This is a genomic window from Enhygromyxa salina (assembly GCF_000737335.2).
GTDB lineage: Bacteria > Myxococcota_A > Polyangia > Nannocystales > Nannocystaceae > Plesiocystis > Plesiocystis salina_C.
The window spans coordinates 34,019-57,061 of sequence record NZ_JMCC02000104.1; the positions used below are offsets into that span (position 1 = coordinate 34,019).

Genomic DNA, 23,043 nt, shown 5'->3' on the forward strand with positions numbered 1-23,043 from the left:
CAGGTCCGACGCGCTGGGTCATTCGGGCGCAGGCATGACAGCGAGGCAGCCACGCAAACGCCGAACGGAAGGCCCGCTCGCGGCCTTGCTCGGGCCGGCTGATGCGGCGCAGCACACGGTGCTGGTCGCCCGATCGGTCGCCGAAGATCCAAGCGCGTGGACGACCGCTCCCGCGTTCGCCCGCGGGCGGGTGGTCGATGACGCGCAGCTCGGGCGCGTGGTCCGAGAGCTTGGCGATCGCGTCGAGCTGGTGGCCACCCGCGAGGTGGACGCCAACTTGTTGCGGGCGCTTGGCGATCGGCTGCCGGCGCTGTTGGTCCTGACCGGCGAGGGCGATCCAACCCTGCTCGCCGAGCTGCGCCAGCGCTCGATCCGGCAGGGCACCGCGCTCCTCGGCCCCGCGGCAACGCTCCAGATCGGGGCGGGCGAGCTCGCAGACGGTCAGGCTGCGCCGATCGCCTGCGCCGCGCACCGCGATGAGCTCGCCCCCCTCTGCCAGGCGATTGGGCCGACACGCTTGGCGATCGCGCCCACCCCCAGCTGGCTGCCGCGCTGGCTCGGGGGGCCGATGCTGCTGGCCCACGATGTCGTCGGCTACGTCCCGGCCCGCGCGCTGGAGATCGGGTGGGTCGACTGGCTCGATTGGCTCGCTAGCCTGGGCCCCCGCGAGCTGCGGCAGCTGCTGGTGCCGCTCGGGGTCCCGCAGGTCGAGCTCGAACCCCACGCCGCCATGCTCGAGGCGGCGACGGTCGCCCACGCGCTCGAGCGCCTGTCTGGGCCGACCTACCCGGCGCCCCAGGTGCTGGCGCTGCTGCGCGAGGGCATCCGACTTCAGCTGAATCCACACGCGCAGGCGAACCGCGACGTCGGCCATGACCCCGACGCCGCCCGGGCGCTGTGGGACCAAGCCCGGCGGGCGCTCCCACGCATCGGCGAGCTCGTGGGGATGCAGGCGCCCGATCCGGCGCTGTCGCTGCGGGTGCCGACGGCGGCGTTCTTGGCCCAGCGCGGGCTGCTGCGGTTTCGCGCCAGCCAGGCGCTGTTGGCCAGCGAGTTCGAAGCCCCCGAGCTGCCCGAGCCCGAGCTGCTCGCGCGGGCCGACGCGGTGCTCGAGGGCGCGAGCGATGTGCTCTCGGATCAAGAGAGCAAGGTGGTGCTGCGCGGGCACGGCATCGAGGTCACCCGCCAAGCGTTCGCCAACTCGGCCAGCGGCGCCGCCAGCTTCGCCGACAAGATCGGCTACCCGGTGGTGCTCAAGGCCCTCAGCCCCGAGCTTCGCCGCAAGCGCGAGCTTGGGGCGGTCGAGCTCGACGTCGCCAACGCGGCGGCGGTCAAGCGGGCCTACGCGAACATCGTCAGCAACGTGGAAGAGCGGGCGCCGACCGTGCAGCTCGACGGGGTCGTGGTCGCCGAGATGATCGAGGCGGGGCTGGACGTGCACTGCGGGGCGCTACGCATGCAGACCGGCGCGGGGGTCGTGTTCGTTCGCGCGCTGCTCGATGTCCCGGCCGAGCCGGTGCTCGCCGTCTCACCGCTGTCGAACACCGACGCCCTGCTGCTGGCCGAGGCTGCCCTGTCGGCCGTTCCGCTGCCTGCCCGGCGCCGCGCCAGCGACCCAGACGTGAACGTGCTCGCCGGGTTGCTGCTGCGGATCGACGGGCTGTTCCGGCACACCGGGGAGCGCTTGTTGTCGATCGACCTGAGCCCGGCGCGCCTCGTGGACTCGGATCGTCAGTACGTCACGCTGGACGCCCGGATCGTGCAGCGGCCCCACCTCGAGGGACGCTAAGAGTCGTCCCCGGCGGCGAGGAGCTCGCGGGCGCGCGCGAGCAGGGCGTCCTTGCTGTTGCGGCTTGGGTCCTCGATCACGGCGTCGAGGAGTTGGGCGAGCAGTACGCCCAGCTGTGGGCCGGGCGTTGCGATGCCGGCGGAGATCAGGTCGGCGCCCTTGATCGCGAGTTGCTTGGTGGTGAGGGCGGCACCCTCGAGGGCGGCCTGAACGGCGGCGATGGTCTGCGCGTCGAGCTCGAGCAAGGCGCACGCGTCGTCGAGGTAGGTGGCATCGAGCTCAGCCACGATCTTTCGGACGACGGGGGCGCGGGCGTCGTCGGGAAGCTCGACGGCGAGCGCGAGCTCGTCCACCAGCTCACTGGTGAGCCGCAGCAGCAGTGTCCGCTCGTCGTTGCTGGGGCGCAGCGCGTCAATGATGATCTCGACCTGCTCGCGATCGTAGCGGACGGGCCACAGCAACCTGGCCAGGCGCAGCATCGGTCGCGCGGGGAGTCGATCGCAGGCATCGATCGCGTGGTCGCGGGCGACGGGCTCGAGCGGGGCGAGCACGCGATCCCACAGGCCGGTGCTGGCCATGGGCTGCAGGCCCAACGAGGGTCGAGCTGCCGCGAGCAGCTTGATGAGCTCGACGCGGACCCGCTCGCGGCTGACCTTGTCGAACACACTGAGGGCGCCAGCGATCGCGGCTTCGGTCTCGGGCGCCAGGCGAAAGCCCATCGCGGCGGCGAACCGGACCGCGCGCATGGTCCGGAGGCCATCCTCGGCGAAGCGCGTGGCCGGATCGCCGACGGCCCGGATCAGGCCGGCGCGCAGATCTTCGAGGCCGCCGAACGCGTCGGTGAGCACCGCTTCGAGCGGGTCCCAAGCGAACGCGTTGATCGTCAGGTCGCGTCGCGCGAGGTCGTCCTCGAGCGCGCGCAAGAACACGACCTCGCTCGGGCGCCGACCATCGTGGTAGACGCCCTCGCCGCGAAAGGTCGTCAGCTCCACGGCGTGGCGCTGCTCGCCAGAGCCCGACAGCACGGTGACCGTGCCGTGCTCGATCCCCGTCGGGATCGTGCGCGGGAACAGCTCGATGACTTCTTGCGGGGTGGCGTCGCTGGCCACGTCCCAGTCCCCTCCGTTGGCGCCAAGCAGCGCGTCACGGACCGCGCCGCCGACGACGACGCCGTGAAATCCGGCCCGGGCGAGCGTCTCGAGCACGGTCATGATCGCCGCCGGGATCACGACGGCCCGCATCCGCGCGCGCGCTTCGTCGTGGTCTGCCGGTGCTGTCTGGCGCTCGCTGGTGGTCATTGGCGGGATAGTAGGTTGTTTTCAGCCCGCGCGAGGGGGCGCGCCCGCTTGCGGGTAGCCATGATCTTTTTCAGCTCGAGCGAAGTTGTCGCTCGAGCTGAAAACGGGTCGGTCTGGACCAACCTAGAACGAGTAGAGCAAGCTGGCCCCGCCGAACACGCCGACGTGATCGGTGATCTCGAAGCCGAAGCCGGGTCCCGACATGTCGCCGGGCTCGAAGCGACCGTTCGAGCCGAAGCCGGGGTTGCTGTCGCCTGGATCCGGGGGCATCTCGGTTGGACCCTGCAGGCGCGAGCCCGGGTTCCAGCGGAACGCGGCGCCAAACTCCGGGGCGATCGAGAAGTTCTCGCCAAGGTTGAGCATCAGGATCAGCGGGATCTCGGCCGTCAGCTGAAGCGGATCGTCGAGGTTGTTGCCGATGTCCGTGCCGTTGACATAGTGCTGAAACCCGAGCCGGCCGCCGATCCCAAAGTCAGCCTGGAACGGCCAGTTGCCGGCGGGCTTGCCAAGGATCCAGTACACACCCTCGAGGCTCGAGCCGATGTACGCGAGCGTGCGGGTGTTCTTTGTGCACGAGGCGTCCTTCTGGTCGGTCCCGCAGTCGATCGGATCGCCCGTGAAGTCCGGCTCCCGGTAGCTGAAAGTTGCGACGCCAAGGTTGAGGCCAATGTGGAAGTGATCGGTGAGGTAGTAGCGGACGTTGATGCCGGTCAGCCCCGCGAGGGTTCGCGCGGCGCCAAGGGAGAGTCGGCCGCCTTTGACAAGGCGATCGACGCCGAGCTCGGCCGAAGCGGCGACCTCGTTCTCGAGCGTGATGGGATCGGATGACTCGACCTGCTCGACAGTCTCGACCGCGCCCTGGGCGTCGGTCGCTTCTGCCGCCGCCTCGCTCGCCGGAGCTTCGCCGGCCAGCGCAATGGACGAGATCGAGAGCGCAGCCAGGGCGCACGCGGGAGCGATCAGCTTGTGCAGCATGGGATGCATCTAACCGGGCCTCGCGCCCGGCGGCAAGCCCGGCGACGCAGCTTGTGTGCCTCGCAGTCACCAAGATCACCGTCGGGTCCAACACCTGGCGCAAAAGCTGTTGCATCATGCGAGCGGTGAGCCTGCCCCCTGCCCCATCGCCTGAGCCCGGGCTCGAGATCGACGAGCTCGAGCACCAGGCCCTGGACCTGCTCGATGAACTTCGCTTGGGTGCAGCTTGGATCGCCGCCCAACCGGCTCAGGACGAGGTTCTGCCAGCTGCGGGAGACGGGACCGGGGAGCCGGGATCGGGCTTGGGTGGCGGGGCGCTCGAGGCTGCGATCGTCGATGCCGGCGAGGAACCAGACAGGGTGGCCAGGGCCGAGCCGATCGTGGCGGCGCTGCTCATGCGGCTTGTCACTGAGATCGCGGCGAAGCTGATCGTCGCAGCGCAGGCGCTCGCACAGTCCGAGTCGCGGGGGGAGCTGCGCTCCGACGCGCTCGCCCGGGTCTTGGCGCTACTGAACGAAAGTCCGCAGCTGAGCCCCGCGATCGCCCCGGCGGTCGAGACCACGGGGATGATCCTGGGGCTCGACCGAGCCTCGATCGCCTGGGCGATCTCGATCAGTCTGGGCGAGCGCGCCGACGCGGCGGCCCCCGCCGAGCTGCGGGCTTGTTCGAAGGCGATCGCCGAGCGGCTGCAGGCCGCCCACCCGGGTGGTTCGGGCGCTGGTTCGAGCGCGATCCCAACCGCGCTGCGGGTGTTTCGAAGCGCAGCCGTGGCCGCGGCCGGGCCTTCGATCCGCGCGCGGCTGCTCGCCGCCGAGCACACCGAGCTGCTCCCGCTCGCAGCCCAGCTCGTCGAGCTCCACCGCGATCCCGCCGCGCTCGTCGCTGCGTTCGACGCCGCCCGAGCCACGCTCGTGCAGGACAGCGGTGAGGCCGATGAGCCCGCGACCGACGGCCCCAAGCGGCGCTTTACCTTTGTTCACGTGATCCTGGCGCTCATCGTGCTGGGGCTGACGCTTTGGCACTACCTGTGGCGCTGAGCGCTGAGGCGCTGAGCGCCTCGAGCCACAGCAACACCAGCGCGACCCACAGGCTGGTCGCCAGCGCGAGGTGGACCAGCTGCATCCAGCCCGGCGCCGAGAGCATGATGTTGACGACCCCCGCGCACAGCTGCGCGACCACGAGGCCAGCCACGATGTTGGCGACCCGTCGCACGCTTGGCGACCCGGGCACACCCGGCAGCGCGATCGCCAGCCACAGCAAGTACAGCCCAACGCCGCACGCGAGCAGCGGATGCACGATCCGCATGCGCTGCAAGAAGTGGCCGGTCGTCGTGCCGTCTGCCGCACCATTCACTGGATAGAGCGTGTCGCCCAGCGCCGTGACGGCGCCGCTCATCGAGACCAGCAACACGGCCACGAGGGCGCCAGTCAGCAACCACCAACGCCCCCCGTGCCGGCTTGGGGACAGCACATCCAAGCGTCGGGGCCCCGCGTCGACGCCGGCCCACGCGGCCGCCCCGAGCGCGCCCATCAGCAGGCAGGTGTTGGTCAGGTGGATCGCCATGACCACGGCCCGGGCGACCGAGTCGTCGTCTTCGACCAGCCCGAACGCGACCAGCCCGGCGCCAAGCAGGGCTTCGACGAGCAAGAACACGACCGCCAACACGGTCCCGGACCGGGCCGGGTGCGGACGCGGAAACCGACGCAGCGCCCACGCCATCAGGCCGCCCGCGAACACCAACGACAGGCCCGAGGTCACCCGGTGGGTCAGCTCGATCATCGTCTCGGCGCTCTGCGGCCGGTGCACGACCTCGCCGTGGCAGGTTGGCCAGTGTTGGCCACAGCCCGCGCCCGATCCGGTGATCCGCACCCACGCCCCGAACACGATCACCGCCAGGGTGTAGGCGAGCACGACCCACGCCACGCGAGAGAAGCTCGAGCCGGCGGGGTGTTCGGAAGCTGTGGGCATGGTCACCAGTCGTTGCGAAACGGGAGCAGGTGCTCGCGCAGGTGGCGGAACACGGCCGCGGTCGCCCGCACGTCGGCAGCGTTGTAGGCCGCAATCGCCTCGATGTCACCGCGCGCGTAGGTCGGCGCGACCATGGAGCCATCGAGCTCGCCCTTGGGGCTCTCGACCCCGAGCGCCCAGCAGATCACGTCGAGCGAGGCGCCGCCGAGGCTGGACCGACCGTGGCCCAGGACCCGATACAAATCCAGGTGCGGGCGCAGCGAGAACGGGCTGGACACCAGATCGACGCGGGCGGGCACCCCAAGGATCAAGCTGCGGGTGACCAAGAACGGGACGTCGAAGCCGCGCCCGTTGAAGCTGACCACCAGCTCGGCGGCGTCGGCGAGGTGCCAGAAGCTGCGGAGCAGCTCGGCCTCGGTCATGGCCCGGACGCCGTCGGGCAGCGGGTCCTGCTCGCGGCCCTGCGGCGGCACGACCAAGGTCGTGACGGTGTCGGTGTCGGTGTCGGCGTCGCCGAACGCGAGCGAGACGACCTTGCCGTAGTAGGGCGAGAGGCTCATGACCTTGCCGGCGTCGCCGTCGTTGCGCTCGGCGGCGCGCGAGACCGCCTTGGTCACGGCCTCGGGGACGGCGCCGAGATCGATCGCGGGCACGGTCTCGATGTCGAACACCAGCGTCTCGCAGCGCAGGCCCTCGACCAGCTCCCAGCCGGGGCCCCAGATTGCTTCGGGCTGGCATGGATCGTCTTGGTCGACGACCCGGATCCGGGTGACGGTGAGCTGCAGGGCGTCGCGGTAGCTGGCGACGGTGAACAGCAGCTTGACGATCGCGCCTGGCTTGACGGCCGTGGCCGGATCGCCGGGTGGGTCCGCGACGGTGGCCTCTTTGTAGGCCCGGGTGTCGCCCCAGATCTTGCCCGCGAGCTTCGCGGTGGCGTCGGTGACCACCAGATCGTAGTAGCCGTCGCCCGAGCGGCTCAGGCCGTGACGGATGCTGCGGACCGCGACGAAGGCGGTCGCTACCGTGCCCACCGGGAGCTCGTGGACGTCGACGAGGCGCTGGACGTGTGGAGGGGCGGCGGTCATCGGAGCGGGACACTGTACCTTAGCTTTTTTAGACCCCCACAGCCGGCTTCGCACTTCGCGGGTCACTCGCTTCGCTCGCTCCCAGGGGGCTGGCTGTTCGCATCCGCATGTGTGGCCCCCTCCAAGGGGGCTTTTTTCTAGACCCCACAGGCGGCTTCGCACTTCTTTAGACCCCCACAGCCGGCTTCGCACTTCGCGGGTCACTCGCTTCGCTCGCTCCCAGGGGGCTGGCTGTTCGCATCCGCATGTGTGGCCCCCTCCAAGGGGGCTTTTTTCTAGACCCCACAGGCGGCTTCGCACTTCTTTAGACCCCCCACAGCCGGCTTCGCACTTCGCGGGTCACTCGCTTCGCTCGCTCCTAGGGGGCTGGCTGTTCGCATCTGCGTGTGTGGCCCCCTCCAAGGGGGCTTTTTTAGAGACCCACAGCCGGCTTCGCACTTCGCGGGTCACTCGCTTCGCTCGCTCCCAGGGGGCTGACTGGTCGTATCCGCATGTGTGGCCCCCTCCAAGGGGGCTTTTTGAGACTCGGTCGTCACCTTCGCGCTTTGCTGCCTTCGCGCTTCGCTGCATTCAGCGCTTCGCTACCTTCGCGCGCGCGGCTGCGGGTCATTTGGCGTTGTGTGGGGTGGCGGGCGGTTGGATACTTGCTTGGTGCGAGCTTCTTCGGGGTTGGTAGTCGGGGGCTTGGGGGCCGCCGCGATCGTGTTGTTGGGGTGTCGGGCCGAGCCGGTGGTGGTCGAGCCGGACGCGGCGGCTGTGGGTGTTGACCCGGCGACCGAGGTCGAGCGCCCGGGCGAGTGGGTGGTGGACTACGGTGATCAGACGCTGCTCGTGCACGCTGATCCGGCGCTCGGTGGGGAGGTCGAGCGGCTGCTCTTGCTGTTTGGGGATCTGCTGGCGGAGTCCGTGCCGATCACCGAACAGACGCGCCTGCCGATCGGCTGGACGACGCTGAGCTTTGTTGCGGATCACGGTCGGTTGGTCGTCGAAGAGCCGGACTACCCCAACGATCCCGAGGCCAACACGCGGCCGGACGTCTCGGCCTCGCTGGCGACCTTGGCCCGACAGCGGGCGGTGCTGCAGCAAGCGGGCGTCGCCGGTGAGGCGATCGACTTTGATCAGCACGTGCTGACGATCACCGGGGTGCTCGAGCGCGACGAGCTGATGCTGGTTCGGGTCGAGAGCCCCGGCGGGCGCATGACGGGCTGGCGCCTGACCCCGGCCGAGGGGATCGAGGAAGCCGACGAAGTGGAGTCGCTGCCGGTTCACGTGATCTTCAACGCGCGACCGGAGCTGCTCGACGCGATGCTGCTGCCGGCGGGGTTTCTGGCCCTGTTTGCTGGCGGGCGGCTGACGACGATCGTCAATGAAGCCAACGAGATCGTGTGGGACTGGGCGAGCGATGGAGATCTGCCACGCGATCGCGCGAGCGATCTTGGCTCGTCGATCGGCGGCGGGGAGTTCGTACCGCGGCCGCGGCCGCGTCCGCTGCTCGAGCCGCTAGATTGAGCCGCGCCCGCGCTGACAAAAGCAGCGAGATCGTCTCCGGATCGTCTCGGTGTTGATCTCGCGATTCGTGTCACTCACTCGCAACAGTGCATGGCGAGATCACGCGGTAGATCGCTGAGGCGATCCACGACTTCGATGCGATCATCGCGAGATCGCAACCGGCTCGAGCCGCACGGCGAGCCGACTAGATCGTCGCCAGGGTCGCCTCGTCGGCGCAGCACGACGATCGCGGCGCGAACGTGGCGAACCTTCGGCGAGTCGATCAGGCGTGTTGCAGATCTTGGCCGAATACGCCAGAAACTGGACTGCATCGATCTGATCGCTAACGTGCCACCCATGCTCCTCGCGCTCGCAGGCTTAAAGGGTGGGACCGGACGAACGACGCTCGCCGTGGCTCTCGCTGCCGAGGCGCGCGCACGTGGTCGCCGGACCCTGCTCGTCGACCTCGACCCCCGTGGCGATGCCCACGCTTGGTCGCTGAGCGCTAATTCGTCGGCTCCGACCACGCTGCGGCTCCCCGGCGCCAGTCCAGGCCAAGCCGAGCGGCTGCGCGGGCTGGCGTTTGGGCACGATCTGACGGTGATCGACACCCCGAGCGATCCCGAAGTGCTGGGCGTGGTCGCGGAGATCGCCGAGCTGATGCTGGTCCCCTGCCGGCCGAGCCCAATGGACGCGTGGGCCGCCGTCGACACCGTCGAGACCTGCCTGCGCAGCCGCAGCCCGCACAACTTCCGCATGCAGATCGCCGTGGTGCCGAACGCCGTCGAGCTTCGCTCCACGATCGGGGCGGCGCTGCCCCATGATCTGCGCGCGCTCGGGCTGCCCGTGCTCGAGTGCGCCGTGGCCCGCCGGGTTGCCCACCAAGAAGCGATGGCCCACGGCTCGACCGCCAGCCTCGACGCGCCCGCGAGCGCGGCGGCGCGCGACATCAACGAGCTGTTGGATGCGATCGAGGCGCTGCAGGCCCGCTACGGCGACATCCGCCACCTACATCATTAGCCTTAAACCCCCACATACACCTCAAACTTCGCCGACGGCAGCCGCTTCGCGTCTGGTCGCTTCGCTCCTCGGGGCCGTTTGTTCGCGGTTGCATGTGTGGCCCCCTAAAAGGGGGCTCGGGGTGCTGGAGACCGTTGTCGCGTTTGGTGTTGGAGACCGTTGTTGCGCTTGGGGCTGTCGACCGTTGTTGCGCTGGGGCTGTCGACCGTTGTTGCGTTTGGTGTTGGAGACCGTTGTTGCGTTTGGGGCTGTCGACCTTCGTTGCGCTTGGGGCTGTCGACCTTTGTTGCGCTTGGGGCTGTCGACCGTTGTTGCGCTTGGGCTGTCGACCTTCGTTGCGCTTGGGGCTGTCGACCTTCGTTGCGCTTGGGTGGGGCTTGGCTAGGTGCTGCGGGGGGCGACGACGCGGACGCGGCTGCGGCCCGAGGCGATGGTCTCGACGCGGATCTCGACGCCGATGCGCTCGGCGAGGCCGGGGACGTGGGAGATGACGCCGATCTGGCGGCCTTCGGCCTGGAGGGCGTCGAGGGTGCTGACCGCGACGTCGAGGCTGTGGGCGTCGAGGCTGCCGAAGCCCTCGTCGATGAACAGCGAGTCGATCCGGCAGTCGTCGGCGGACAGGCTGGCCAGGGCCAGGGCCAGGGCCAGCGAGACCAGGAATTTTTCGCCGCCCGAGAGGCCCCGGATGCTGCGGACCTCGTCGCCTAGATCGTGATCGACGAGCTGCAATTCGAGATCGTGGTTGGGCACACGGCCGAGCGCGTAGCGAGGCTTGAGGTCCCGCAGCTGGGCGTTGGCCTGGGTCAGCAGCAGCTCGAGCGTGAGGCTCTGGGCGAACTTCTGGAATTTGTCCCCGCTGGCGCTGCCGATCGCGTCGCGTAGGCGGCCCCAGACCCGGGCGGTGTGCTCGAGCTCGCGCAGCCGCGGGGCGAGCTGCTCGGCGAGCGAGCGATCTTCACGATCGCGGCGCAGCTGGTGCTCGAGCTCGAACAGCTGGCGACGCAGCTGCTCGTCGCGGGTGTCGAGCTGGTTTCGTTGCAGCTGGGCCCGCTCGCGGTCGAGCGGCGGTGGGCCCTCGTCGGCGTGGGCGGCCACGACCCGCTCACGCTCACCGACGATCGCCCGGCGGCGCTCGAGCTCGGCGCGGGCCTGCTCGACGCCGCTGCGGGTGCGGGCGGTCCAGCCATCGGCCCACAGCTCCTCGCGCGCGAGCAGCTGCTCGAGGGTGGTTGGATCCACGCCAGCCTCGGCGAGCGCCGCGTCGACGTTGACCTGGGCCTCGTCGCTGCGGCCACGCAGGGCAGCGACCTGCTCGGTCAGGGTGTGGGCCCGGGTCCGTTGGGCTTGCAGCTCGCGCTCGACCTTGGCGCGGGCGTCCTTGCTGGTCTCTCGATCTTGGCTGGCGAGCTCGACGCTGGCCTCGAGCTCGCGCACGACCTCGGCCGCCGGCCGGCCCTCGAGCAGCGTGGCGCGCTCGGAACGGAGCCGGGTCAGCAGCTCGTCGAGCTCGCGTAGCTCGAGCTCGAGCGCCTCGCAGGTCTCGGCGCGGGCCTGCCGTTGCGAGCTCAGCTCGGCGCGCCGGGTCTCGAGCGCGCGCTGGCCCTCCGCGGCTTGTTCACAAGCCTGGCGCTGGGCGGAGAAGGCCTTGGCGCCCGCGTCGAGCTGCGCGAGCAGGCCCTGCCCTGCCTGGGCCAGGCGGGCGCGAAAATTTACCGCGAGCTCGTGGCGCCCTCCATGCTCGAGCTTGGCCAATTCCACGTCCGGCACGGGGTCTGCGGGCGCGCCGGCCCGTGCGTGCTCGAGCTCGGCCGGGCTTGCGTCGTCGTGCAAGGCTGCGAGCGCGGCTGGGCCGACGTCTTCGAGCTCGGGCCAGCTCGCGTCGAGGTCGGCGTCGAGTTGGCGGCCTCGCGCGTGGGCCTCGTCGAGCTCCCGAACCACGACGTCGAGCTCGCGCTCGCTGGCCTCCACGCGCGCGCGTCGATCTTCGTAGACCCGCTCGGCCTCTTCGCGGCGGGCTTGGCGATCACGCTGGCGATCGAGCAAGTTCTCGACCTCGGCGCGCTGACTGGCGAGCGCGCGCGATCGCAGCTCGAGTTCCTCGTGGATCGACCACAGCGCGGTCCCAAGATCGGGGCTGTCGAGCCGCTCGGGCAGGACCAGCTCCCCGCCCGCTTCGCTGCGTGGCACCGCGAGCAGCGACAATTGCGGATCGGGGGCCGGCGCTGGCTCGTCCGCGACGGGATCGTGCGCCGGGCCGTCTAGCCCGTGTTCGGCGGCCGGCAGCAGCGGACCCGCAGCCAGCCCGTCACGCCAGGCTTCTTGCAGCGCGGCGTGGTCACGGGCGAGCTCGCTCGTGCGTCGGGCGATCGCGGCCACGCGGGTCGCGGCGATCTGCTCGCGGCCAAGCTGCTCGCCCTGCTCGCGCTGCAGCTCATCGCGCGAGTCCATCAGCGCCTGTACGCGCGCGCGCTGGTCAGCCACGACCGCGTCGACCGGCCCTTGCTCGTCTGCGGCCGGATGTTCGTGTGAGCCACACAGCGGGCACGCCTCGCCAGGCCGCAGGTCCGCGCGATGCTGGACCAGATCGCGGACCGCCTCGAGCTGCCGCAGGCCGCGTTGGGCCTCCGCGAAGCCCTGCTCGGTCTGGGCGAGGGCCGCCTCGACGCGCCGCCGCTGCGCGGCTCGATGATCGCGCTCGAGCACTTGCTCGGCCCGCTCGACGCCAAGCGCGGCCTGCGTGATCGCCAGTCGCTCGTAGCGCTCGTGAACGGCCCGCAGCACCGAATGACGATCGCGGCACAGATCCAGCGCGGCCTGCCGATGGCGCAGCTGGGCGAGCGCTGGGTGGGCGTCGAGGTCACGCTCGACCTTTTGCAGCCGCGTCCGCGCCTGATTGCGCTGCTTGCGGGCACTGGCGTGCTCGCGCTTGGCCTCCGCCTGTTCTCGCTCGCAGCGCTCGCGGCGTGGGCCCAGCTCGGCGACGCGCTGGGCCACGGCGGCCCGGGCCTCGAGCCAGCGCAGCTGCTGCTGCAACAGTGATCGATAGTGGGGCCAGTGCTCGGCCAGCGGCGCGAGGGCCTGGTGCCGCTCGAGCCAGCTGCGGGCGCCCGCGAGCCTGGCCTCGGCCTGGGCGATCCCAGCTTGGATCTGCTCGAGCTGCGCGTCGCTGGCCGCGACCCCCGAGCGAGCGAGCTCGAGCTTGCTGGCCACGCGCGGCCGATCGCTGCCAGCCGTGGCGATCTTGGTGTCGAGCTGGCGGGCGCGATCGACCTCGCCGCCCTCCCCCATCAACCGCCGCCTGCGTTCACGGGCGCGGGCCAGCTGCTGCTCGTGACGCTCGAGCGTGGCCGCGAGCTCGGCCAGCTGCGAGACGATCAGGGGAAGCTCGCCGGTCACGAACGCGAGGTCGCGCTCGCACGCCTCGAGCTCCCCTGCCCGTCGCTCGCGGGTCAGCAGCCGCTCGCGAACCGCGGCGACCCGCTCGACCCGAGCGAGCAGCGCCTCGGTCTGGGCGAGCTCGGCCTGGCCCCGATCGAGCTCGGCCAAGCTCGTGCGCGCAGCCGTGAGCGCCTGGGCGAGCTCGTCCGCGCGCTGGTACCAGCGCAGCGCGGCGTCGGCAGCGATCCGCTCCTGCTCGAGCCCCGCGCGCTGGGTGCCCGTCCGCGCGGCTTCGGCCTCGAGCTCGCGGCGGCGCGGTTCGGGCAAGATCCGCAGTTGCTCGCGCTCGCGGGCGACAAGATCGAGCTCGCGCTCGGCTTGCTTGGCCCGCTCGAACGCGCCCCGCCCAAGCTCGCGGTACAGCCACGTCCCCGTCATCCGCTCGAGCAGCTCGGCCCGCTCGCCGCCGCTGGCCTCGAGGAACGCCGCGAACTCGCCCTGGGCCAGCAGCACCGAGCGACGAAACTGATCGAAGTCGAGGCCAAGCCGGGCCTCGATCGCCGCGAGCGTGTCGCCCTTGCGGTCCGCCGCGATCACGCGACCATCCACGGGATCGATCAGCTGCATCTGCTGGTGCTGCAGCCGCCCATCCGCGCGGCCGCGGGCCCGCCGAAGCTCCCAGCGGGCCCGCCAGCGCCGATCATCGATGCCCAGGAAGTCGACCTCGGCCCAGCCCTCGGTCGCGCCGTGGCGGAGGATCCCGCGGACATCGGTGGCCCGCACGCCCGCGCTGGGATCGTCGCCCGGGCTGGCGATGACGACCCCGCCGCGATTGGCGAAGCGCGGGGTCCGATCGAACAGCGCCAGGCACATCGCGTCGAGCAGCGTGGTCTTGCCCGCGCCAGTCGGACCCGTGATCGCGATCAGCCCTGCGTGCTGCAGCGGCGGCGCGGCGAAGTCGACCTCGAAGTGGCCGGCCAGGCTCGCTAGGTTCTTGCCGCGAACGGCGAGGATCCTCATGGTGCCCGCTCGTCTGGTTGCGGGTTTGGCTGAGGGTCTGGCTGCGGGTCTGGCTGCGGGTCTGGCCCCGGCTGGGGCGGCGCCATCACGAGCGGCCCGAGCTGGGCCTCGCTCGCGTCGCCCCGCTCGACCGCTTCGCGCAGCTCGTGAAACGCGGCGAGCAGCTCGGCGTCCGGCGGCGATCCGTAGCCGCGCTCGTAGCAGTCGACGAACACTTGCTGCGGATCGATTCGCTCGAGCTCGCGCCGGTTCGGAAAGTCCGCGAGGCTGCCCCCCACGCCCACGTGCTCCACCGTGATCTTGAGCAGCCGCACCGGCCGCGAGCGCAGCGCCCGATCCACGCGGGTCCGCAGATCCGGCTGCGGCTCGTCGAGCGCCACGCGGACCTCCAACCACGGCCAGCGCTCGCGCTCGAGGCCGGCGTCCAAGCTCATGTTCTTCAGCTCGAACAGCACGTCATCGAGGGGCCTGGGCTGCTCGGCGGGGACCCGCAAGACCTCGACCGATCGGGGGATCGGCACGGTCTGGCAGACGGCGAGCTCGGCTCCGTCGAAGCTGGCGAGCAGCACTTGGTGCGGGTAGTCGGCCTCGGTCAGCGACAGCGGGATCGGCGAGCCGCAGTAGCGGACCAGCTCCGACTGCTCGACGGCTTGCGCCAGATGCAGGTGGCCAAGCCCGACGTAGCTCCAATCGGCGAAGATCGAGCGAGGGATCGCGTGTTGATTCCCGCCCAAGATCTTGCGCTCGCTGAGCTCCGAGACCGCGGTGCCACGCATGTACAGGTGACCCGCAGCGATCAACGCGTGATCGCTCGAGGCGCGCGCGCGCGTGGCCTCGAGCAGCTCTGCGTAGATCGCCGCGACGCCGTCTATCAATGGATCACGCGATGGATCTCGTGCGTCACTGGCAATCTGGTCAGGGTCATCTGGATCCGGATCGGGCGCTCGGGCCGGAAGATCCGACACGCGCAAGAACGGCACCGCGGCCAGCCATGCCGCGACCTCGCCGGACGCGTCGCGCAGCGGGAACAGCAGGCGATCGTGATCCAAGCTGCCGTCGTGCTCGTGGCGAGGGAGCGCGCCAACCACGTGGATGTCGGCGAAGCCCAGCAGCGGGCGCATCGCGTCGAGCCGCAGCGCCGAGTCATGGTTGCCGGCGATCACCACGATATCCAGCTTGGGCAGGCGACGCCGCGCCGCGGCCAGAAACTCGCCAAAATCACTCAGCGCCGTCGCCGAAGGGTTGGCGGTCTCGAACACGTCACCGGCGATCAGCAGCGCGTCGGCCCGAGCGTCAACGAGCGCGTCGAGCAACCAGGCCAAGAAGCGCTGGTGTTCAAACCGACGATCTCGACCGTGGAGCGTGTGGCCGAGGTGCCAGTCGCTGGTGTGGAGCAGCCGGAGCATGAAGACGCGGACACACGTGCGGGCGCGGGCTCAGTTTGTGGTCCGCGCGGGCGCTCAGCGTAGTGGACCCTTGGGCTGCAGCGAACCCTGCACGGCGCCCTGGTCTAAACGGGACAACGAAGACCCAAGCGCGCCCGCGCGCCGAGACCGGACGGGCTGGCGAGAACCGCAAAACATATGAGATCTCAGGCACTTACCCTGCAATGACCACAGCTTTGCCTGAACCTGAGCGGGCCGGTGGACAACCGCCGCCAACTGTCGACAATGCACAATGCACCGCGAGTCTCGCCGCCCGCTCACGCTCCTGACGATCTGTATCGCGCTGACCTCGCTGCCCACGGCTTGCGCCGACAAGCCCGCCGACGAGGCGGCTTCGGACACCGCGCCAACCAGCGACAGCGACAGCGACAGCACGGACACCGGGACCGACACCGAGGGGACCGCGTGCCAAGCCGAGACGGCGCTCGAGCTCGCCGAGTGTGTCGAGCGCGATCGCTACATCGCCGACCTCGAGTTCATCGCCCAGCCACGCGACCCTGGATCCGCGCACTGGCAGGAAGTTCAGGACCTCTGCTTCGATCGCTTCACCGAGTACGGCTTCGACGTCGAGCTGCACAGCTACGCGACCGGGGTCAACGTGATCGGCACCAAGCTCGGGACCGAGACCCCCGAGCAGCGGATCCTCGTCGCCGGCCACTATGATCACATCCCCGGCTGCAACGGCGCCGACGACAACGCCAGCGGCACCGCGGCCACGCTCGAGGCTGCGCGGGTCCTGTCCGCCCGCGACTACCCGCGGACCCTCGTCGTCGCCTGCTGGGACGAAGAGGAGCTCGGGCTGCTCGGCGCCGAGGCCTACGCGGCTGAACAGGTGATCGGCGCCGACGGTGAGCTCCTGTTCAACTGGAACTTCGAGATGATCGGCTTCACCGACGACGCGCCCGACAGCCAGACCGTGCCCGACGGGTTCGAGCTCTTGTTCCCCGATCAGGTCGAAGAGCTCGAGGCCAATCAGTACCGCGGCGACTTCATCGCCGTGATCGTTGACGAGGACGGCGCGGCGATGGTCCAGCCGTTCATGAGCTACGCCGAGGCCTTCGCGCTGTCCGCGGTGTTGTTGCCGGTCCCGGCTGATCTCAAGAACTCGCCGCTGCTCGCGGATCTGCGCCGCTCGGACCACGCCGCGTTCTGGGAGATCGACGTGCCCGCGGTGATGCTGACCGACACCTCGGAATTCCGCTACGCGAACTACCACTGCGCCACGGGCGAGGACGCGGTCGAGCTGCTCGATCACGACTTCTCGGCCAAGGTCATCTCCGCAGCCGTCGGCGCCGCCGCCGAGTCACTGGGGTTGTAGATGCGGGCCCGTCACTACCCCACCGTGTTGCTGGTCGCAGCGTTGGTTGGATGCTCCGGCGCGACCCCGCCAGCCAACGACCCCGATCCGACGCCGCCTGCCCTGCCCGACCTCGTTCAGGCTTGCAGCGGCACCGCGATCGACCTGCGCTGGATCTCCGACAACCTCGAGGCGTGCCCAGGCGAAGCCGGCACGTGGGTCTCGGAGCTGCCCGAGCGGGCCCTGGCCTTTCGCATCGAGCCGGCCGCGCCCCGGATCACGTCTGGGCAGACGGCCTTCGTCGACTACGTGCTCACGAACGCTTCGGACGATCCGGTCGCCGTCGAGTTCGGGCTGTTTTGCACGGTGCGCGGCACGACGACGACGATCCTGAGCACGGGCGGCGACCCAGTCGATATCGTGCGCTGCGGAGGTGGGGGCGGCTGTGGCAACGGTGGAACCGTGATCCCGCTGGAACCAGGCAGCGACGCACGCGTTCGGGTCGAGGTCTCCGCGGTCCGAAACATCCAAGACGAAGACTGCACGAATCTGCCGGCCGAGCCGCTCGAGCCGGGCAATTATCAGCTTCGGATCGATCTTGGCGACGAGTTTCCGGTGCTCGAGGTCCCGCTGGTCGTCGACTCTGGGTCCCCGTAGGCCGCGGGCAGCCGGGGTCTAAAACCTGCTGAAGAGGCCGAGCTGCGCCCCGCCGCGGATCGGCCCAAAGATCGGCGTGAGGTGCAGGCGGGCCGTCGGGTTGCTCGTGTCTTGGCGCCACGTCGTGAAGCGCTTGCTTCGGGTCGCTCCAATCCCCATCAGCGTGGCCCCGACGACAAACGAGCCTATGCCAATTCCAAGCGCCGCCTCGGGTGCGGGCAGTGAGTAGTCCCAGGGGAATTGAACGCCGAATTCCTGGCTTTGCCAGAGCGTGGCCCCGCCGACGGCGAGGATGGTCCCGCCGATCATCAACACGCACGCGGGCGCCACCAAGCCAAGGCCCTGCCGCGGGATCGACTCGGTCTGGCCACTGTTTTCAGCTCGGGCGAGGGCTTCTCGCCCGTTTGCGGACACCTTCCTAGACTGGTTCACCCTGGGCAGCGAACTCTCCCACTCGCGATAAGAACGCAGCTTCCGACGACCAACCACAATCAGCACGCTGCCAACGATGGTCCCGCCAATGCCAGCAGCCATCATGGGTGCCCAGTACTTGGGTGGGGCCCCATCGACCTCGAGCGCGATGCTGCTCGCCACGGTCGCCGCGCCTGCCCCCACGAGTAGACCCCCGATCGCCAGTCGACCGCGACCATCGAACGGTATGGCGCGCAGCGGCGGCGGCTCGGGTTCTAGCCCGATCGGGTCGATCGGGTCGATCGGGTCGATCGCCACGGGGATGGTTGGGTCGTCGAAGCGCGGCAGCGCGGCCTCGGGTTGGACGCGCTCGGGCGGCGGGGCGGGCTCGCTCGAAGCAGCCTCGGGGGTCGCGCTCGCGGGTGTGTTGGGCGGTGACGCAGGAGCCGGCTCGGGCGCGGGTTCGGGGGCGGGCTGAACGACTGGCCGTTGAATCGGCGGTCGCACAGGAGCGCCCGCACGGGCCGGCGTGGCCCAGGCGAGGGTCAGGCAGCCACACACCAGATACGCAGCGTTTCGATACAAATCCATCCTCGTCTGTGGACCACGGTCGCACCATGAAACTCCGCCCCGCGTCACCCAACCATGGTCTCCCGACCCGGCCGAGTGGTTCAACCGAGCAAGCAAAACGCCCCTGGCCATGCCTGGACGACATGACACGTCCGGCTTGGCGGTCGCCGCCCTCGCCTGTGAGGCCGTCCCCGAGTTGGCGGCCACGCATGCTCCGAGCCCTCCCTGAGCGAGGCTCGACGCGCTCTCGATCGACACAGCGCACGTCGATCGAGAGCGCGTCCTGTATTTGTTTGAGGCGTTTGTTGACGGCCTGGCGCGCGCGATTTAGCGGCTCGCGGCACTACCAAACGAACCAGGTATAAAAGCGACATGACGAACAACATTGATATCAAGCGACTACAGATCGGTCAGGCCGCAGAACGACCCGCGGCCGACTCTCAGCGCGAGCTCGCGCCGTCGCTGGCGAGGGGGGCCTGACGATGGGTTGGGCCAATCGGGCGATCCAGGCGCTCGAGGCGGGCGAGCTCGCCCAATGCCGCCCCCACGGTGGCTCGATGCGTGGCCGCATCGAGAGCGGGCAGCTCGTGACCCTCGATCCAACCCCTGAGCCGCAGATCGACGACGCGGTGCTGTGCCGCTGCAAGGGCAACGTCTACATCCACCTGGTGAAGGCGATCCGCGGGCACGGCCCGAAACAGCGGTTCTTGATCGGCAACAATCGCGGCGGGCTCAACGGGTGGGTTGCCCGCGCGGCGATCTATGGCGTGGTCGTGGCGGTGTCAGACGAATGAGCCTCGTACTCGAACACCTGGCTGCTCGGGCGCCGAGATCCTGCGGTCGACACCATGACCGCCGCGAAGGGCTGCTAGTCTTCACGCCCTTCCCGGTGCGCCCGTACTCGGAGCTTCGCTCCTCCGTGCGGGCCGGATGACCCCAGCTTCGCTCGGGCCCTCCGCCGCGAAGGGCTGCTGCTCTTCACGCCCTTCCCGGTGCGCCCGTACTCGGAGCTTCGCTCCTCCGTGCGGGCCGGATGACCCCAGCTTCGCTCGGGCCCTCCGCCGCGAAGGGCTGCTGCTCTTCACGCCCTTCCCGGTGCGCCCGTACTCGGAGCTTCGCTCCTCCGTGCGGGCCGGATGACCCCAGCTTCGCTCGGGCCCTCCGCCGCGAAGGGCTGCTAGCCCTTGCGCAGGCTCATCAGCTCGCCCGGGGCCTTGAACTCGATCGGGGTCGCGGCGGAGACCCCCGGCTCGATCTTGCAAGCGTTCGGGGTCCCGGCCTCTTCACACGCGCAGCTGCCAGCGCCCCCGACACCGCCGCACGAACCACGCAGCGGCTTGTTCGAGAAGATCACGCCGACGGCCATGCCGGCCATGAGCGCGGCCACAATGCCAACGGTCAAGAGGATGATCTGCATGGCGCTTCGGCGAGTGTACGGCGAAAATTCCTCGCCACAAACCCGCCCGTTCGGGCCAGCTCACGGCAGGTACGCCGCGTACGCGGAGCTGGTGCGGACCTCGAAGCCTGCGTCGGTGCGGACCAAGAAGTAGGCCGCCAGCCCCAGCTGCTCGGCCAGCGCCAGGCCCTGCTCGGGGCCAAGTACGTTGAGCGCGGTCGCCCAGGCGTCCGCGAGCGCGGCCGACTCCGGGTGCACGACGGTGACGCTGGCCAGACGGTGGGCGATCGGCCGGCCCGTGCGGGGGTCGATCGTGTGGGAGTAGCGGACGCCGTCGCGCTCCCAGTAGTTGCGGTAGTCGCCGCTGGTCGCAACCGCTGCGTCGCGGATCCTGAGGATCGCCTGGACCGCCCGCGAGCCGGCCGCGTCCGCCGTTGGCCGCTCGATCCCCACCCGCCACGGATCGCCCTCGGGGTTGGAGCCGCGCACGCGGACCTCGCCGCCAACCTCGATCATGTAGTTTGCGTAGCCGGCGGCGTCGACCCGCGCCGCGACCCGATCGCAGCCGTGGCCCTTGGCGATCGCGGACAGGTCGACGTGGAGCCCGTCAACGGTCTTGCGCAGGGTCTTCGCGTTGGCGTCGAGCTCGAGCTTGGCGTCCCCCACCCGCTCGCGCAGCGTGGCGATCTGGGCGTCGTTCAGCTCGGTCCGCGTGCCCGGATCGGGCCCAAACCCCCAGGCGTCGACCAGCGGCCCGACCGTCACGTCGAACGCCCCGCCGCTTTGGTGGTTGACCTGCTTGGCGAGGCCCACGACCTCGAGCAGGTGCGCGCTCGCGTGGATCGGCTCGCTGGCGTCCGTGGCGTTGAAGCGGCTGAGCTCCGAGTCGGCGAGGTAGGTCGACATCTCGGCGTTGACCGCCACGAGCTCCGCGTCGATCTGCGCCTGCAGAGGCTCGAGCGCGTCGAGCCGCAGCGAGTCACCCGCGATCACGACGTTGAAGCGGGTCCCCATCGTGGGGCCGCTCAGCACCGCCTTGTCGGCGCGTAGCTCCCACGCCGACCCGGCCTCACTGATCGCGCTGCGCTCGACAGCCGGCTGCCTGGGCCACAGCAGGTAGACCATGCCGCCCAGCCCCAGCAGCCCGATCAGCACGACGGAGGTCAGGCTCCGCCCCGACTTGGTCTGCTGCTCTCCCACGTCCACGGACTATCACTCAGACGGACGACGGGCCAATCACGTCGACCCGTAAAAGCGAGACCCCGACGCAATCACGGATGATTGGGTCAGGGTCTTCGCTGGCTTGACCGACCAAAGGCCGGCGCACGCGGCTAGCCGAAGTCGTCGAACATGACGTTCTCGGGCTCGACGCCGAGCTCCAACGCCATCTTGATCACGGCCGCGTTCATCATGGGTGGCCCACAGATGTAGAATTCGCAGTCCTCGGGGGCCGGGTGGTCCTTGAGGTACATGTTGTAACAGACCTGGTGGATGAAGCCCTTGGGGCCCGTCCAGTTGTCCTCGGGGAGCGGATCCGAGAGCGCCAGCGTCCACGTGAAGTTGGGGTACTCGGCGGCGATCCCATCGAAGTGATCGATGTAGAAGGCCTCTGTCATCGAGCGCGCGCCGTACCAGAAGCTGACCTTGCGCTTGGTCTCGATCCGCTTGAACAGATCGAAGATGTGCGAGCGCATGGGTGCCATGCCGGCGCCGCCGCCGATGAACACCATCTCTGCGTCGGTGTCGCGGGCGAAGAACTCGCCGTAGGGGCCCGAGATCGTGACCTTGTCGCCCGGCTTGAGGCTAAAGATGTACGACGACATCTGGCCCGGCGGCACATCGGGCTGGCGCGGCGGAGGCGACGCGATGCGCACGTTGAGCATGATGATGCCCTTCTCCTCCGGGTAGTTGGCCATCGAGTAGGCGCGAACGACGTCCTCTTCGACCTTCGAAGTGAAGCGCCACTGGTCGTACTTGTCCCAGTCGCCGCGGAATTTCTCTTCGATGATGAAGTCCTTGTAGTGGACGGTGTGCGGCGGGCACTCGATCTGGATGTAGCCACCCGCGCGGAACGGGACCTCTTCGCCCTCGGGCAACTCGAGGATCAGCTCCTTGATGAAGGTCGCTACGTTGTGGTTGCTGCGGACCTTGCACTCCCACTTGCGGACGCTGAAGATCTCGGGCTCGACCTCGATCTTCATGTCCTCCTTGACCTTGACCTGACACGAGAGCCGACAGCCGTCGCGCATCTCGCCGCGGCTGAGCCAGCCGACCTCGGTCGGGAGCACGGCGCCGCCGCCCGAGTGGACGTGGACCTTGCAGACCCCGCACGAGCCCATGCCGCCGCAGGCGGACGGGATGAAGATCTTGTTGGCGGCCAGGGTGTTGAGCAAGGTCGAGCCAGCCGGGACCTTGAGGGCCTTGCTCGCGTCGTCGTTGACCATGATCGTGACGTCGGCCGTGTTGACCAGCTTGCTGCGGGCAAACACGATCACGACGACCAGCGCGAGGACCACGCCAACGAACATGCCGGTCGAGAGCGCGACCATCATGGCGTCGGACATGGGCGCGGCCGCAGCGGCTGCGGGCGCCTCGAGCACGAGTTGAACTGCTGATAGAGCTGTGAGCATCTTGAGCGTCCTCCCCTACAGCGAGATGCCGCCGAACATCATGAACCCGATGGCCATGAGCCCGGTGACGATGAAGGTGATGCCGAGGCCACGCAGGCCCGCGGGGACGTCGGAGTAGTGCATCTTCTCGCGGATCGCGGCCAGCGCGATGATCGCCAGCGCGAACCCAACCCCCGAGCCAAACCCAAACACGGCCGAGTCGACGACGTGATAGTCGCGGTCGACCATGAACAAGCTGGCCCCCAAGATCGCGCAGTTGACCGCGATCAAGGGCAAGAACACGCCAAGCGCCGCGTACAGGCCAGGCGCGTGCTTCTCGAGCGTCATCTCGACGATCTGCACGACCGCAGCGATCGTTCCAATGAAGGTCAGAAAGTTGAGGAACGACAGATCCACGCCATTGAGGAAGTACGAGTCTTCCTTCAGCAGGCCGTGATAGATCGCGGAGTTGAGCGGACAGGTCACCGCCAGCACGAACACCACGGCGAGCCCAAGCCCGGCGGAGGTCTTCACCTTCTGCGAGACCGCCAGGAACGAGCACATGCCCAAAAAGTAGGCCAGGGCCATGTTCTCGATGAACACGGACTTGGTCAGGAGACTTAGATAGTGCTCCATG

18 protein-coding genes are annotated in these 23,043 nt (G+C 69.4%); 7 read left to right on the plus strand and 11 right to left on the minus strand.

The window, feature by feature from the left end; genetic code table 11:
* The first annotated feature begins 34 nt into the window (after positions 1 to 34).
* Positions 35 to 1,789: an acetate--CoA ligase family protein gene (locus DB30_RS31885; RefSeq protein WP_146661524.1), complete on the plus strand. Its 1,755-nt coding sequence runs from the start codon at positions 35 to 37 to the stop codon at positions 1,787 to 1,789.
* On the opposite strand, the gene DB30_RS31890 is transcribed toward DB30_RS31885, so the two are convergent.
* Together DB30_RS31890 and DB30_RS31895 are read right to left on the minus strand one after the other, a co-directional pair.
* Positions 1,786 to 3,087 carry a CCA tRNA nucleotidyltransferase gene (locus DB30_RS31890; RefSeq protein ID WP_052556143.1) on the minus strand — a complete coding sequence of 434 codons (1,302 nt, stop codon included), beginning with the start codon at positions 3,085 to 3,087 and terminating at the stop codon, positions 1,786 to 1,788. The two genes, DB30_RS31885 and DB30_RS31890, sit on opposite strands and share 4 nt — an antisense overlap.
* A gap of 123 nt (positions 3,088 to 3,210) precedes the next feature.
* On the minus strand, positions 3,211 to 4,062 hold the full coding sequence (locus tag DB30_RS31895) for a hypothetical protein (RefSeq protein WP_146661526.1): 852 nt from the start codon (positions 4,060 to 4,062) through the stop codon (positions 3,211 to 3,213).
* A 125-nt stretch (positions 4,063 to 4,187) separates the two neighbouring features.
* On the opposite strand from DB30_RS31895, the gene DB30_RS31900 reads away from it, so the two are divergent.
* Positions 4,188 to 5,099 (plus strand): hypothetical protein, encoded by a 912-nt coding sequence (locus DB30_RS31900; protein WP_146661528.1) that lies wholly within the window; start codon positions 4,188 to 4,190, stop codon positions 5,097 to 5,099.
* Here the strand turns inward: DB30_RS31900 and DB30_RS31905 are convergent.
* Positions 5,056 to 6,030, minus strand: a complete 975-nt coding sequence (locus DB30_RS31905) for a COX15/CtaA family protein (RefSeq protein ID WP_052556149.1) — start codon at positions 6,028 to 6,030, stop codon at positions 5,056 to 5,058. The two genes, DB30_RS31900 and DB30_RS31905, sit on opposite strands and share 44 nt — an antisense overlap.
* 2 nt (positions 6,031 to 6,032) lie before the next feature.
* The gene (locus DB30_RS31910; protein WP_052556151.1) at positions 6,033 to 7,115 is read right to left on the minus strand and encodes a ribonuclease H-like domain-containing protein; all 1,083 of its coding nucleotides are present in this window, start codon (positions 7,113 to 7,115) and stop codon (positions 6,033 to 6,035) included.
* A 651-nt stretch (positions 7,116 to 7,766) separates the two neighbouring features.
* Here DB30_RS31910 and DB30_RS31915 point away from each other — a divergent pair.
* Positions 7,767 to 8,624, plus strand: coding sequence for an immunity protein Imm33 domain-containing protein (locus DB30_RS31915; RefSeq protein ID WP_146661530.1), 858 nt, complete (start codon positions 7,767 to 7,769; stop codon positions 8,622 to 8,624).
* Between the two features lie 336 nt (positions 8,625 to 8,960).
* Entirely contained in the window at positions 8,961 to 9,623 is a 663-nt protein-coding gene (locus DB30_RS31920; protein WP_052556155.1) for a nucleotide-binding protein, read from the plus strand.
* 381 nt (positions 9,624 to 10,004) lie between these two features.
* On the opposite strand, the gene DB30_RS31925 is transcribed toward DB30_RS31920, so the two are convergent.
* Together DB30_RS31925 and DB30_RS31930 are read right to left on the minus strand one after the other, a co-directional pair.
* Positions 10,005 to 14,021: an AAA family ATPase gene (locus DB30_RS31925; protein ID WP_052556157.1), complete on the minus strand. Its 4,017-nt coding sequence runs from the start codon at positions 14,019 to 14,021 to the stop codon at positions 10,005 to 10,007.
* The gene (locus tag DB30_RS31930; RefSeq protein WP_146661534.1) at positions 14,018 to 15,427 is read right to left on the minus strand and encodes an exonuclease SbcCD subunit D C-terminal domain-containing protein; all 1,410 of its coding nucleotides are present in this window, start codon (positions 15,425 to 15,427) and stop codon (positions 14,018 to 14,020) included. The genes DB30_RS31925 and DB30_RS31930 overlap by 4 nt, the downstream gene beginning before the upstream one ends.
* 271 nt (positions 15,428 to 15,698) lie before the next feature.
* Here DB30_RS31930 and DB30_RS31935 point away from each other — a divergent pair, with 271 nt between their 5' ends.
* Complete coding sequence (locus DB30_RS31935; RefSeq protein WP_052556159.1) at positions 15,699 to 16,784, plus strand: M28 family peptidase; 1,086 nt, start codon at positions 15,699 to 15,701, stop codon at positions 16,782 to 16,784.
* On the plus strand, positions 16,785 to 17,420 hold the full coding sequence (locus DB30_RS31940) for a hypothetical protein (RefSeq protein ID WP_052556161.1): 636 nt from the start codon (positions 16,785 to 16,787) through the stop codon (positions 17,418 to 17,420).
* A gap of 18 nt (positions 17,421 to 17,438) precedes the next feature.
* Here DB30_RS31940 and DB30_RS31945 read toward each other — a convergent pair whose 3' ends face one another.
* Positions 17,439 to 18,422, minus strand: coding sequence for a hypothetical protein (locus DB30_RS31945; RefSeq protein WP_146661536.1), 984 nt, complete (start codon positions 18,420 to 18,422; stop codon positions 17,439 to 17,441).
* Between the two features lie 461 nt (positions 18,423 to 18,883).
* On the opposite strand from DB30_RS31945, the gene DB30_RS31950 reads away from it, so the two are divergent.
* Entirely contained in the window at positions 18,884 to 19,195 is a 312-nt protein-coding gene (locus DB30_RS31950) for a S24/S26 family peptidase (RefSeq protein WP_052556166.1), read from the plus strand.
* A 383-nt stretch (positions 19,196 to 19,578) separates the two neighbouring features.
* Here DB30_RS31950 and nqrM read toward each other — a convergent pair whose 3' ends face one another.
* From nqrM to nqrE, 4 genes are all read right to left on the minus strand, one after another.
* Positions 19,579 to 19,818 (minus strand): (Na+)-NQR maturation NqrM, encoded by a 240-nt coding sequence (gene nqrM, locus DB30_RS31955; protein ID WP_052556169.1) that lies wholly within the window; start codon positions 19,816 to 19,818, stop codon positions 19,579 to 19,581.
* 60 nt (positions 19,819 to 19,878) lie between these two features.
* Positions 19,879 to 21,003: an FAD:protein FMN transferase gene (locus DB30_RS31960; protein WP_052556172.1), complete on the minus strand. Its 1,125-nt coding sequence runs from the start codon at positions 21,001 to 21,003 to the stop codon at positions 19,879 to 19,881.
* 125 nt (positions 21,004 to 21,128) lie between these two features.
* Complete coding sequence (gene nqrF, locus DB30_RS31965; RefSeq protein WP_052556174.1) at positions 21,129 to 22,361, minus strand: NADH:ubiquinone reductase (Na(+)-transporting) subunit F; 1,233 nt, start codon at positions 22,359 to 22,361, stop codon at positions 21,129 to 21,131.
* Positions 22,362 to 22,442: 81 nt separating this feature from the next.
* Positions 22,443 to 23,042, minus strand: coding sequence for an NADH:ubiquinone reductase (Na(+)-transporting) subunit E (gene nqrE, locus DB30_RS31970; RefSeq protein WP_052556175.1), 600 nt, complete (start codon positions 23,040 to 23,042; stop codon positions 22,443 to 22,445).
* Between the last annotated feature and the right edge of the window lies 1 nt (position 23,043).

Coding starts and splice junctions, on each gene's coding strand:
- DB30_RS31885 (WP_146661524.1), top strand. CDS start 35: ATGACAGCGAGGCAGCCACGCAAACGCCGAACGGAAGGCCCGCTCGCG.
- DB30_RS31890 (WP_052556143.1), bottom strand. CDS start 3,087: ATGACCACCAGCGAGCGCCAGACAGCACCGGCAGACCACGACGAAGCG.
- DB30_RS31895 (WP_146661526.1), bottom strand. CDS start 4,062: ATGCTGCACAAGCTGATCGCTCCCGCGTGCGCCCTGGCTGCGCTCTCG.
- DB30_RS31905 (WP_052556149.1), bottom strand. CDS start 6,030: ATGCCCACAGCTTCCGAACACCCCGCCGGCTCGAGCTTCTCTCGCGTG.
- DB30_RS31910 (WP_052556151.1), bottom strand. CDS start 7,115: ATGACCGCCGCCCCTCCACACGTCCAGCGCCTCGTCGACGTCCACGAG.
- DB30_RS31920 (WP_052556155.1), top strand. CDS start 8,961: ATGCTCCTCGCGCTCGCAGGCTTAAAGGGTGGGACCGGACGAACGACG.
- DB30_RS31925 (WP_052556157.1), bottom strand. CDS start 14,021: ATGAGGATCCTCGCCGTTCGCGGCAAGAACCTAGCGAGCCTGGCCGGC.
- DB30_RS31930 (WP_146661534.1), bottom strand. CDS start 15,427: ATGCTCCGGCTGCTCCACACCAGCGACTGGCACCTCGGCCACACGCTC.
- DB30_RS31935 (WP_052556159.1), top strand. CDS start 15,699: ATGCACCGCGAGTCTCGCCGCCCGCTCACGCTCCTGACGATCTGTATC.
- DB30_RS31940 (WP_052556161.1), top strand. CDS start 16,785: ATGCGGGCCCGTCACTACCCCACCGTGTTGCTGGTCGCAGCGTTGGTT.
- DB30_RS31945 (WP_146661536.1), bottom strand. CDS start 18,422: ATGGATTTGTATCGAAACGCTGCGTATCTGGTGTGTGGCTGCCTGACC.
- DB30_RS31950 (WP_052556166.1), top strand. CDS start 18,884: ATGGGTTGGGCCAATCGGGCGATCCAGGCGCTCGAGGCGGGCGAGCTC.
- nqrM (WP_052556169.1), bottom strand. CDS start 19,818: ATGCAGATCATCCTCTTGACCGTTGGCATTGTGGCCGCGCTCATGGCC.
- nqrF (WP_052556174.1), bottom strand. CDS start 22,361: ATGTCCGACGCCATGATGGTCGCGCTCTCGACCGGCATGTTCGTTGGC.
- nqrE (WP_052556175.1), bottom strand. CDS start 23,042: ATGGAGCACTATCTAAGTCTCCTGACCAAGTCCGTGTTCATCGAGAAC.